The 12,466-nt window shown below is 45.3% G+C and carries 7 protein-coding genes and 1 pseudogene; all 8 read right to left on the bottom strand.

Annotated elements, in window-relative coordinates; genetic code table 11:
- Window positions 1-141: 141 nt before the first annotated feature.
- The 8 genes and pseudogenes from P40081_RS26595 to P40081_RS26630 all read right to left on the bottom strand — a co-directional run bounded on the left by P40081_RS26595 (window position 142) and on the right by P40081_RS26630 (window position 12,378).
- Complete coding sequence (locus P40081_RS26595; RefSeq protein WP_042139208.1) at window positions 142-1,701, bottom strand: ABC transporter substrate-binding protein; 1,560 nt, start codon at window positions 1,699-1,701, stop codon at window positions 142-144.
- 109 nt (window positions 1,702-1,810) lie between these two features.
- Window positions 1,811-3,412, bottom strand: coding sequence for a response regulator (locus P40081_RS26600; protein WP_042139209.1), 1,602 nt, complete (start codon window positions 3,410-3,412; stop codon window positions 1,811-1,813).
- Window positions 3,409-5,163, bottom strand: coding sequence for a sensor histidine kinase (locus P40081_RS26605; RefSeq protein WP_042139210.1), 1,755 nt, complete (start codon window positions 5,161-5,163; stop codon window positions 3,409-3,411). The genes P40081_RS26600 and P40081_RS26605 overlap by 4 nt, the downstream gene beginning before the upstream one ends.
- A 513-nt stretch (window positions 5,164-5,676) precedes the next feature.
- Window positions 5,677-6,564, bottom strand: a complete 888-nt coding sequence (locus tag P40081_RS26610) for a carbohydrate ABC transporter permease (protein ID WP_042139211.1) — start codon at window positions 6,562-6,564, stop codon at window positions 5,677-5,679.
- Between the two features lie 15 nt (window positions 6,565-6,579).
- A complete protein-coding gene (locus P40081_RS26615; RefSeq protein WP_063779807.1) occupies window positions 6,580-7,542 on the bottom strand; it encodes an ABC transporter permease in 963 nt (320 codons plus the stop codon).
- Between the two features lie 955 nt (window positions 7,543-8,497).
- Window positions 8,498-9,949: pseudogene (locus P40081_RS26620) on the bottom strand (IS1182 family transposase).
- A gap of 349 nt (window positions 9,950-10,298) precedes the next feature.
- Window positions 10,299-11,339, bottom strand: a complete 1,041-nt coding sequence (locus P40081_RS26625; protein ID WP_081970138.1) for an IS630 family transposase — start codon at window positions 11,337-11,339, stop codon at window positions 10,299-10,301.
- Window positions 11,340-11,616: 277 nt separating this feature from the next.
- Window positions 11,617-12,378, bottom strand: coding sequence for an SDR family NAD(P)-dependent oxidoreductase (locus P40081_RS26630; RefSeq protein ID WP_042139213.1), 762 nt, complete (start codon window positions 12,376-12,378; stop codon window positions 11,617-11,619).
- Window positions 12,379-12,466: the final 88 nt, after the last annotated feature.

The following is a 12,466-nucleotide window of genomic DNA, read 5'->3' on the forward strand; positions in this document are numbered from 1 at the left end:
TAATTGTAGGGGAAGCAGAACAAGTCAACTAACGTAAAAGCGACTTTCTCAATGGCGATATCTCGACATCTTTAACGATACGTTTACTCAAAACGAAAATAAAGGCCGCTCCCACTGTTTAGAGGGAGCAGCCTTACAATCTTAGTGTTGTTCTTTCGCAGCCACCCAAGCATCCAACTGCTTTTGCTTCTCTGCGATTACTTTATCGATCCCAGCCGTTTTCAATTTATCTATGAACTCTTGCAGCTTCTTAGCAGGATCAACCGTGCCGGTCTCCAGAACCTTCCGGTATTGTTGCATGACGTTATTGATAGCCGTGATTTCGTTCTTGACCGGCTCTGTGTTGAATGCGAAGCCAAGCGCTTTCGATCTAATGGCGCTATCATTATATGCCTTAGTTAAGTTCCAAGTTTCAGGATCTTCCGACTTCATGAGGTAAGTCAGGAAAGCATTGCCCATTAACCAGGATTCGTTGCGATAGCCAACTGTAGTCGCATCGATGCCGGCCGGATAATCGATGGTCGTATCCGTTACCTTCACATAATGTTGGCCCTCGATTCCCCACATCATAAGGTTAGTGATATCTTTGTCCGTATACATGAGGTCCAAGAACATCATGGCACGTTCCGGATTATTGGAGTTTTGGCTGATCGCCCACAACCCGGCCATTACTTTCGAAGTCGTCGCATAATGATCCGGCTGCAACTCAACGAATATCAATTCTTGCCCGATCTGACGCTCTTGTGAACCCTGCATGCCCGGATGATAATTCACGAAGTAGGAAAATGAGCTGCCGGATTTCACAAGATTCGATTCCGGAACCTGAGCCGTTGCCGCGTCCTTATTCACATAGCCTGCCTTGAACCAGTCATGCAACTTATTGACCAGACTTTCGTATTCATCGGATTCGAAGTAATTCTCCACTTTCAGCCCGTTATCGAATCCAGGCAATACGCCAATATGGTTACCCAGCGAATCATACGTTAGATAAGTGGAGGTAACGCCGCCTAATCCGATTCCAAGTGCAACTATTCCAGATTCATTGTCCTTAATGGTCTTAAACACGTTGTCCAAGTCATCCAGTGTCTTAATGGAAGCCACATCGATGTTATGCTTCTCGACCAGGTCCTTCCTCATCATTATTCCGCTTTTCCCCGCATAATCGTGAATCGTAGGCACGCCATAAATCTTGCCGTCGACTTCGGCGCTCTGTAAATATTCAGCCCCAACCGCTTGCACGATTCCCGAACCGTATTTGGACAACAGGTCATCCATAGGAATGATCTGTCCGTTTGCAGCTTGAGTCGGATAGCCTGAACCGAAAGTAAACGCTAAATCCAGCTTTTCGCCGCCGGACATCATGAGATTCATTTGTTGCTGCCATGCGCCGATGCTGATGGGGAGAATTTTCACCGTCGCATTGATTTTGGCTTGCGTAATTTTGTTGATCTCGGCTTGAACTGCTTCCATGTCTTTCGGGACTGTACCGAAGATCGGCATTGCTAACGTGATTTCATACGGGTCTTTCGTGGCGTCATCCCCGCCTTCATTAGCTTGTCCGGCGTTCTCCCCATTGGAAGTCGAAGAAGAATCAGGTGCAATGTTTCCCTCACCCTTGTTGTTTGACGCACAAGCGGCAAGCATGCTGACCAACATGAATACTGCAAGCAATAAACTAGCTAATTTTACTTTCCTTCTCATGATACTTCCCCCTGATTGAGATAATGGTTTGTTGCCTCTTCATATTAGCTCCCTGCGAATATTCAGGCTAACTCGATCTCGACTTCTCTGATAGCGCTTTCTCGACATCCTATTTACCTCGATAATGATTTCTGTAGTCGTTCGGGCCCAGATCGGTATATTTCTTGAATAATTTCGAAAAATGGGAAAAACTGGAATACCCTATAGCTGTTGCAATGTCACTGATCGGGTTGTCCGTTTGGAGCAATAACTCTTTGGCAATGCGAATCCTTTTCAGGATGATATACTCGAATATGGATTGTCCCGTATGTTTTTTGAAAATTCTAGTCAGATGATCGGGATGCAGGAACACTTGTTCAGCAACCATTTCCCGTGATAGGTCTTGATCAATGTTAAGGGCAATATACTGTTTGACGGTCTGGATGAGCGTATCGGTCTCCTGAATCGTTTCCGACTGATTCATCGCCTTGCCGACGGCATGCTCGACCCAGGCCATTGTATCTGTTACGGAACGACCTGCCGTCTCCGCCATGAGCTTCGACAAGTCGTCTCCGAACAATTGGTTCGCCTGGATCCCTTTACTATTGAGATGGGAATAGAGCATCTGCATAAAGGACTGGTTAATTTGATGTAGCGCCCTGGCATCCATTCCATGGTCCCGAACGCGTTCTGCAAGATACGACTCCAATTCGTGAATAACGGCTTCCTTCTTCCCAGCTTTCAACAATGAAGACAAAACGCTAGAGTCAGGTAATGTGATCAGCCGATCCGAATGCTTGGTATCCAGGTAAGTGTGGACTTGGTTTTCGAAAGCTACGTTATTTCGGTCCTGTACCCTTAAGTCAGCCACGATTTCGGCCATCTCATGCGCTTGTACGGGCCTGCCGATATAACAAGAAAGATCGCAATAGAAATAACGATGGCAGGCATTGATATATTGCAAGCAGGCCTCTTGAAACCGATCAGGGCTCCACTCGGTCGCGGGCTCGGCCGAAACGATGACAAGAAGCATTCCCGGCTCTAGATGAAAACAAATGCCATTACCATGGCTGTTCAGAATGATCTCTTCCGCCGTGTTCTTTAAGGCGTATTCCAAAATCTTCTCATCGCTTCGCTTCAACGGTTTGTTCCATCTATGGACGCTAATTAAGATCGGAAGAAAGATCGATTCTTCCGTAAACGGGATATGGTGACGCTCGATCAATTCGCGGACCGCAGCCGGTTGGATCGTTGTCGAATGGTTAACAAGATTGAACCAGAAATGCTCGATGATCAGAGAATGATGCTTTACCCAAAATTGATGGAACTGGTGAGACTTGTTGATCTCGGTGCTGCGGTCAATCGCGCTTTGCGCTTTGCGAATCGCACCTTCCAGATCGGCGGCACGCACAGGCTTCAACAAATAATCGAGACTCCCGAGCTGCAGGGCAGCCCTTGCATATTTGAAATCGGCATGACTCGTCAGAAAGATCGTTTCCGTAATCGGATGATGCTCCCGAACCCATTCTAACAGCTCCAATCCGTTGCCTTTCGGCATTTCGATATCGCAGAGCATGATATCGATGTATTCCCGCTCAAACACCTCTTTCGCCTGCCTGATGTTGTTAGCCGTGAACAATCCCGTGATTCCTAATTTGTTCAGGTCTAGATCCGATTTGACGCCTTCAATGGCATGCGCTTCGTCGTCAACTAGAAGAATTTGATAGGTCATGTCATTTCCTCCATTCTCGGATCGGTAGGAAGAATCATATCCACTTTGGCACCGCCGGTCTCCTCGTCGTTATCGAAGTGAATGGATACAGATTCGTCATATAACAGGCATACACGGCGCTGCACATTCCATATGCCGGTATGCTCTCCCTTGTCATTTTGGATGCTCTTTCCCTCTTGTAGTTCGCTCAGCACCTGTCTGCCGAATCCGCAGCCAGTATCCTTAATGCTTATCATCATCCTCGAACCTACTTCTTTGTCGAAGAAATCGATCTGCACGGTAATGTGTAGCGGATCATCCAACGTGACGGCGTGCTTGATCGAATTCTCTACAATCGACTGGATAATGAGAGGGGGCACAGGTATATCCATCAAATATTCGGGTACAGAGATACTCCAGGTCAATTGACCCGGAAATCGCATGTTCTGGATTTTCAGATAGTTCCGGGTATGCTCTAGCTCGTCCCTGAGCTTCACGAATGAAGTCGTGCTGCGGAACAAGAACCGGAAATAATGCATCAAGGATTCGATCATCTCCAGTATCGCCCCATAGTTCTTGACCTTCGCCAGGTTGTATACAATATTCAAGGCATTAAGGAAAAAGTGGGGGTTTACTTGCTGCTGTAAGCGCTGCAACTCTTCCCGCTGTTTATTCAATTGTTCTTCGAAGACATCCACGCGTAGCTTCTGAATCTCTGTCATCATGGCATTGAACGACTGGCCCAGAATCGTAAATTCGGAAGACGTCTTGCCCATATCGACCTGAATGCTCCAATCTCCTTCGCGGACTCGCTTCATAGCAACCAGAATTCGGTTTAAAGGGACCAAGAATGACTTTCTTAATAAATAGAGGCCAAGCGGGATGAAAATCAACGCTCCGAACATGATCAGCCAGATGATCCGTTGAAGGTACGGTAGGTTGCTCAATATGTTTTGATCCGGAATTAAGGTGACCAAACTGAAATCCCCCATAGCGGAACGTCCGTCTACCACCAGGAATTTCTGATCTGTACCGGATAAATAATAACTATCCATATCCTCACGCAAATCGATCCCATTGTCGAGAATAGCGGTTGTATTTGTGATCGCTTCTCCCTGATCGTTAGCGAGCAAGATTTCCGTTTCCTTCCCCGTCTTCAGCGACTGTGGCGGTGAGACCAACTTATCCGATCGAATCCATGCACTTAGATATGCGTCCCCTGCTTGAACGATATCAATGAGATAGTTATCCTGTCCAATTTCGTAGTTCTGCCACCGTTTCGTTATTTTATCCTTTGAATACTCGCCGCTATGAATCAGTTCCGCGATAAAATCCTTCACATGTTCCATTTCTTCGAACGAAAAATCCCTATTACTGGGGACGTCCAAAAAGTCTTGCCTATCCTCCTCATATACGACGAACGCATTCAGGATTGGATACAACGCAATATCATCTTTAAGCTTGTTAAACAGATAGTACTTTTCAGCGTAATAATCTTCATCCGTCACATTCTGTCCGACAGACAACAACTCGCTGCTGAATGCGATCGTATTCATGTAAGCATCCACGGCGTTCAAAGCATCGTCAATTTGATTCATATTGTGGCTCAGCGTCTCATAGTAGGATAAGGCAACTTGTTCCCGCACGACTTGAATGGCATAGAAGTTGTTGTAGAGCAGCATGCCGACCAGCGGTAGCGTCATTATCAATACGCTAAGCGCTAACTTCATCGGCAGGGAATTGTTCGATCCCAGCCATTTCCGATTGATCATGTTAACCGGCTCCTTACATCTCAGTTTACACCATCATACAAGTAAAGAATGCCCGAACGCCATAACCAGAATGACTCCCCAGTTATGGCGTTTCGGACATTTGCCGAATGACTGATGCTAATCCTTAGTCGATAGCTTTGTACACATTGCCTTCGGTTATCCCTGTCACATTGAAGACATCTACTCTTACATAGATCGGTTGGCATTTGATTAATGCTTTAATCGTTAGCTGATTGCTGCCGAATACCATATAACTGTGAACGATCGGGCATAATCATAAATGGGGACATCCTTCAGGGGATGGAATTCCCACCGTAAGATTATCGCTTACATGGAAGCCCGACATTCATGGAGGAAAAGAGATAATATCTCCCATGAAACCTAATCATCGAGGGAACTGCGGCTTCTCGGTATGCAACCATCGTCCCCCTGGCGTTGGTTAACTGATACTTGTATGCTATATGGATTGGATTGCATACATACTTCATTTCTCCATACCTCTTTTTCGATCGATCAGCCCTTCACGGCCCCGATCATGATTCCCTTGATAAAGTACTTCTGGAAAAAAGGATACGCGATCAGGATAGGAAGGACGCCGATAACTGCAATGGCCATTTTCACCGAGTCGGACGGAAGCTGTTGCATGGCGTCTCCTGCATCGCTGCTAGTCATGCTGGTCGTGATAAACTGAATATCCTGCATAATGCGGTTCAACAGATTTTGGATACTGAAGTAATTCGGATTCGTGATATATACCATGCCGTTCTGCCAATCGTTCCAATACATGATGGATTGGAACAATCCGATCGTTGCAAGCACGGGCGTCGACAGCGGGAGAACGACGGACCATAAGGTTCGGTACTCCCCTGCACCGTCGAGTTGAGCGGCTTCGAGCAGTGCAGTCGGTATGGTGGTCTGAAAGAACGTACGCATCAACATGACGTAGAATCCGTTCATCAAGAGCCCTGGGACAATCAGCGCCCATATCGTGTTCTTTATGTCGAACAGCTGCGTATATACCAGATACGTGGGCACTAAGCCGCCGTTAAACAGCATTGTGAAGAAAACGATGAACATAATGGGATTGCGATGCGGCGTTTCGCTGCGTGCGAGCGGATAGGCAAGCAGCGCGATCATCGCAAGGCCAATGATCGTTCCGAACACCGTGATAAATACAGTCACGCCGTATGCCTGCGCGATATCCCTTCTACTGTCGTATAAATATTTGTAGGCATCGGTGCTGAATTCTTGCGGCCAGAAGGCATATCCTTTTGCGATGATGGCATCCTGATCCGTCAAGGATGCGGAGATCAGCAATACGAATGGGATGAGGCAAGCTGCGGCGAACAGGAACATCGCGATATGACTAAACCATGTTAAGCTTCTGCTTTCTGTTTTCATATAGGCATCCTCCGATTAGAATAGTGCATTGTCTTTGTTATAGCGTCGTACGATGTAATTCGCCATGATGACGAGCACGAATCCGACGATTGATTGATATACGCCGGCTGCGGTCGACATGCCGATATCGCCTGAGCCCATTAAACCTCTGAAGACGTAAGTGTCTATGGTCGCGGTCGTGTCGAACAGCGGTCCGGAGTTCATGGGAATCTGGTAGAACAGGCCGAAATCGGAATAGAAAATACGTCCCACGTTAAGCAGCGTCAGCATGATGATTACAGGGGTCATCATAGGTAATGTAATGTGCTGAATCTGCTGCCAACGGTTCGCGCCGTCAAGCCTTGCCGCCTCATAGTACTCATCGTCAATTCCGAGCAGAGCTGCGAAGAATACGATACTGGAGTATCCGACTGATTTCCAGAAATGCACCACCGTCAGAATCGCAGGCCAATACTTCGTTTCGTTGTACCATAAGATACCTTCTTCAATACCGAACCATGGCAAGACCGTTTTATTCATGAACCCCGTTTCCGGACTCAGAAGGGCATATACCAGGTAGCTGACGATAACCATCGAGATGAGATGCGGCAACGTGATGATGCTTTGGTACGCCTTCAGCAGCACCTTGTTCTTTATTTCGTTCAACAGAATCGCGGATGCCAGCGATAATACCGTTCCGAGCACAATGAACACTAGATTATATAGAATCGTATTCCGGGTAATAATGTACGCATCCGATGTTTTAAACAGATACTCGAAATTGTCTAATCCGATCCAATCGCTTTGTAGAATACCTTTGGCAAAATTCACGTCTTTAAAGGCAATGACGATGCCCATCATTGGAAGATAGTTATTGATTAACAAGTATAAAAGACCAGGAACCATCATGATGAGTAACGGGGAATACTTCCTATAATTGTTCTTTTTTCTTACTTTCGCTTTAGCCTGCGGTGCTGAATCCAACGCAACTTGTCCCATATGCTGTAACCTTCCTTCTCAGTGAATTCGTAGTCTCTGAACGGGAGACACTAATGTTCTCTTTAATCATATTGCTTTGCACGCGTGGCTACTAACTGTATGTCGACATCTTCTTTAGTGCATTGTCGACATATTCATCCTAGTTGTTTTCCGGAAACTTAACCAAGAATCCAGCTCGAGAGAATTTCTGCTAACGAAGTATTGGATATTTGAGTTCAGTTGAGGAAACTGTCGAAGTAGAAACACGCAAAATGTTTGAAATCAACAGCTGGGCCCTCATGCATATGAGGAATACTGTTTTGTCTCCCATGAATACCAAAGCTCCGGATATATTATTATTTCTTCCATCTGGGTTTGGCTCCATTCTCTGAGGCGTTGGTTATTACAACGCATCGAAATATGCTATTGTAGGTGTATTCGAGGACCTTCCCAAGAGCTGGTGTCTGTCAACATCTATGTGACCGTGATCGAACCAAGCGGGTTCCGCGGAATTGGTCGGGCCACTCAGCAGCTAGTGCGAGGAATATCAACCTCTTGTTCTGGCTATGTAGATGGCGTAAATCTTGAAAGGAACCGGGAGATTCTAAAAAGACAGCGAAAGCGATTATTGACGTTGTAGAATCTAGCAACTCTCCACAGCGTCTATTACTTGGCTCTAAACGCATATCATATTGCCGTCTTAATATTTACAGAGTTACTAAAACAAATTGAGGATTCAAAATCAGTCTCCCTAGGAGCTGGCTTCTAAGCAGCCAAAAATGTATATTTATCCTTAATTTGGTTCCATGTGAAAAATATGAGAGTTCTAAATAAACAAAGAATCCCCCACTTGAAGTGAGGCCACTGAAAAACTAGCGTTTCTTAGAAAAAGTACAAACACACATCAAAAAGACGACGCCTATTCGGTTCCTCCGAATAAACGTCGTCATTTTCCCACCTATTTCTTCAACTTTGGTTACTCCATGAGTTTCAATATTCGTTTTAAATTGACAGTGAATATCGCCATGGCTCCCTGAATTTCCATGCCAACCAAACCCGAGGAGGACGCAACGTCGTACCCGTGTCTGTGTTTGAGTTCACTATTCTTGGCTTCAATTTTATATCGTTCTTTGGCCTTGGTCTTAAATATTTCACTTTCCTGAAACTCAGCTTACTTTACATGCACGGTGCTCTTTATGCTCACCGAGTACGTTTTGCTTTGGGCGCCTTCTTTGTAACAGCCTTCCTTCAGTGGACATCGCTTGCATTTTTCAATATCAAAATGGTAAGTGTTCGTTTGGTTTTTGCCCCGGCCTTTTTTCCCTTGCCGTGCTCTACGTATCGCTATATGCCCGGCCTTACAGACATACAGACCCGCATCTTTGTTATACTCAAACTCATCTTCCTTCTTGCGGTTCCTTGGGTAATCATTGGATTTAATTTGGTCACAAGCTCAATTTCATGTTCGGTGCTGTACCCAATGTTATCTCTTTCGGAATAGGCTGTATCTCCAATTACCGTTTCCACGCTCATGCCTGCGGCCTTGCTTTTTTCAATCAGGGTCTGTAACTCTTTCCCGTCCGACTTTTCCCCTGTCGTAATCGTCGCTGCCGTAATGATTCGTTCTTCGCTCATCGCGATATGTGTTTTATACCCGAAAAAGGAGGAGTCCGCACTTTTGTGGCCCACTTTGGCGTCGGGATCGGTAGAGGTTTGCAGATGTTCTGCGTCGTCAATAATCGTTTCTTTCAACAGGTTTAACGCCTCACTGACTTTGGGCAGTCCCGTGAACCGTTCGTCTTGCTCAATCACCGCAATGAGCTGCTGGCAATACTCCATTTCATCCTCCAGCACATTCGTAACGGGTTTCGTCGGAAAGATTCTTTTCCTGGACTCATCCAAGGCGTAAAGCGTTTTTCTTACCTTCTTCGAGCGTTCTCGCAGTACTTCTTGCGGACTCTTTTGGGTATATCGAGCTTTCGTGTGGGTCGCGTTCACAATGATGGATTTGCTGCGGATAATACCTTTTCGAATCGCAATCTCCACCGTTTTACTTATGAGTAAATCGAGCAACTTCATATCTTTCAGGCGTAACTTGCGAAATTTGCTTAGTAGGCTAGGATCAATAACCTCATCCTCTGGAGCCATATGTAGAAAAAACTTGAACGACAAATCAGTTTTGGAGCGTTCCACTAGATCGGCGTCGGACAGGTAATGTATGGATTTGAGCAGTAGATATTTAAACATTCGGACCGGGTCTACCGCAGTTCGACCATTATCTTGACAATACCTTTCGTTCAGTTCCTCATAAACAAAGCTAAAGTCCACCAAACTCGTCCATGCGTCGCAGCAAGTTATCTTTTGGAATGAGTATATTGTACAGCTCGATATATGGGCTCAAGATAAAGCTTTGCTGCTCAGGAAGCATGAAGACCACCCGCCTTTGAATGTGATCCTTTCAGTATATCGAAAAAAAGAGACACCCTTTGTGTAGAATGTCTCTTAAAGATCTTAATGGACTTTTTCAGTGGCCTCGTGTGAAGCTGGAAGCAATTTTAATTGAATAGACATCAGGCAATCAAACCCTCTCCAAATGAGATAATAAGAGTTCCATTTTAATACACACAACAATATAAAAAGTCTTTTCTCACTTATTAACCACTCTTCCATTTACATTTTCCAAATTTTTCGAAATTGAAACGTAGATAATGATATTATAATTTAGTTTGCGACGTATCCTTCTCATAATAAATAAGCTATATAGACCGCAATTAAGATCATAACCTAACAAGCAGACGATCGACGGTACCCAGCGGATGCTTATTGATTCGCTTCATAAATTGGCTCACATGAAACTTAATCTTATAGAATTTTTCAAAAAAGACATTGTTCACTACATCGGCTTTGAGCCACAGCCATAGCCCTTCAACCGGATTGAGGTTTGGGCTGTAAGGTGGTAGAAAGACCAACTCCAGACGCGGATGATCCGCCAAAAAAGGCTGTAACTCCGTAGCATGATGAATCCGGCTGTTGTCCAGAATCAAGGCGATTTCCCCACCTGGATACGCAGAGAGAAGATCCTGAAGAAATCGAATAAAGGCTGCGGTATCGGCCTTTTCTTCTTCTCGGTGATGCACCTGCCCGGTTTCATAATTAATCGCACCGAACAACTTGGCTCCTTCGTGTTTGCCGTACGTGGGCACTTTGCGTTGTCTGCCACGTGGGAACCAATTGTATTGCAGCGCTTGATAGGACCGGATCATCGATTCGTCTTCAAAAAGCAAATGATCGATTTTCTCGGCTTCAACCTGTTTCTTGAGCGCTGCAAAAGTGTGCTTTTTGAAATACGCCTGGGCATCCTCGTCAGCGTTGGCAAGCGTATACGTTGCTTTGGTAAAACTGAAGTTCATCCGTTTGAGCATCGCGCTGATACCACGCACGCTCATTGTGATGCCAAACTCTCGTTTGATCCACTCCGCCACCAGCGGGAGGGTCCAAGTATACCGAGCTTCAAAACCCACATCGGCCGGTTGTTGCTGCTCCAGCATCGCTGCTAACTGTTTTCGCTGTTCCTCCGTGAGTTTTGTCGGTTGTCCAGGGGAATGATCCATCTTCAGGCCAGGCAGACCTTGCGTTTGGTAGGCTTTCCAATAGAGGCCGATGGTTTGACGCGCGCGACTGAGCAGATCGCCGATCTCTTCAAACGTATGTCCTTCCAGACGAAGACGGACGGCCAGGTACCTTTCGTAGAGTCGTTTGTCCGAGGTTTGTTTCATCGCTGCATTCAACCGCTCGATTTCTTCGTTTCTCATGTTCATCGCCGCCTTCGGGTAAGTTATTACTATTCTTTACCCGATTTGGCGATTGGAGTGACTTTGGAAGTTTCTTAAATGCGTTCAATATAGCTGCTTATGGTCAGGAAAGCTTTGGAGACTAATAAAATATTCTTCCGTTCTGCTAAGTCAACTTTATCAAAAAATTGAAGGCTTTCGAATTGAATATAAAACAAAACAAAAATAAACAAGGGCTCCAACTCAAAAGTTGGAACCCTTAGTGTATTTAATTATAAATTAGCCTTTCTTTTTTAGGCATAATTTAACAGCAAGCCATTCCACCATCAACTGCAAGGACAGCCCCATTTATTTGCTTAGCATCATCACTACAGAGGAACAGACAAGCCTTTGCAATGTCCTCTGGTTGTCCATAACTATTCACAGGGAAGCTTGCCACAATTTTGGATAATACTTGTCCAGCTGGATGATATGCTCCCCCCGAATTCTTATGGATGTTAGTGTTGGTTCCCCCAGGATTAATGATATTGCAGCGAATGCCTTCTTTTCCATACCCGACTGCTATGCTTTTGGTCAATCCAGTGAGTCCAGCCTTTGCCGCTGTATAACTAGGACCATGGTTCCCTCTTTCGGAAGCGTAGGAGCCAATATTAACAATACTGCCCCCACCTGATTTAATCATAACAGGCACAGCTTTTCGGCAAATACGAAACGGTGCTTTCAGATCGATATCCATAACTCTGTCCCACCGTTCGTCATCCGTAGCATCTAGGGGATAGCTAAGATCATTGATGCCTGCAATATTACATACACAATCGAGTCTACCAAATTGTTGTTCGGCCTCACCAACCATTCGGTCTATATCTTCCAATTCTGTAACATCCCCAACTAGAGCAATTACATTCTCTGTGTTATCCCACTGTTTAATTGCTTCTTCGGAATAATCCACAGCCACAACCTTAGCCCCTTCTTCTACGAATAACTTAGTCGTGGCATACCCCATCCCGCTGCCGGCTCCTGTAATTAATACTACTTTTCCATTTAATTTACCCTGTACTGTTGACATCAGCTTCTCATCTCCCTGATTATTTTCGGTTTAGGCCTATACAGCATAACTTGCTAAATTAATTATCTAGCTTTACAATTACTCCATC

Origin of the sequence: Paenibacillus sp. FSL P4-0081 (assembly GCF_000758565.1) — a bacterium.
Classification (GTDB): Bacteria; Bacillota; Bacilli; order Paenibacillales; family Paenibacillaceae; genus Paenibacillus_AQ; species Paenibacillus_AQ phytohabitans.

Excerpts from the sequence above, each read along its gene's own strand:
- P40081_RS26595 (WP_042139208.1), bottom strand. The coding sequence starts at position 1,701 with ATGAGAAGGAAAGTAAAATTAGCTAGTTTATTGCTTGCAGTATTCATG.
- P40081_RS26605 (WP_042139210.1), bottom strand. The coding sequence starts at position 5,163 with ATGATCAATCGGAAATGGCTGGGATCGAACAATTCCCTGCCGATGAAG.
- P40081_RS26615 (WP_063779807.1), bottom strand. The coding sequence starts at position 7,542 with ATGGGACAAGTTGCGTTGGATTCAGCACCGCAGGCTAAAGCGAAAGTA.
- P40081_RS26630 (WP_042139213.1), bottom strand. The coding sequence starts at position 12,378 with ATGTCAACAGTACAGGGTAAATTAAATGGAAAAGTAGTATTAATTACA.
- P40081_RS26610 (WP_042139211.1), bottom strand. The coding sequence starts at position 6,564 with ATGAAAACAGAAAGCAGAAGCTTAACATGGTTTAGTCATATCGCGATG.
- P40081_RS26625 (WP_081970138.1), bottom strand. The coding sequence starts at position 11,339 with ATGAACATGAGAAACGAAGAAATCGAGCGGTTGAATGCAGCGATGAAA.
- P40081_RS26600 (WP_042139209.1), bottom strand. The coding sequence starts at position 3,412 with ATGACCTATCAAATTCTTCTAGTTGACGACGAAGCGCATGCCATTGAA.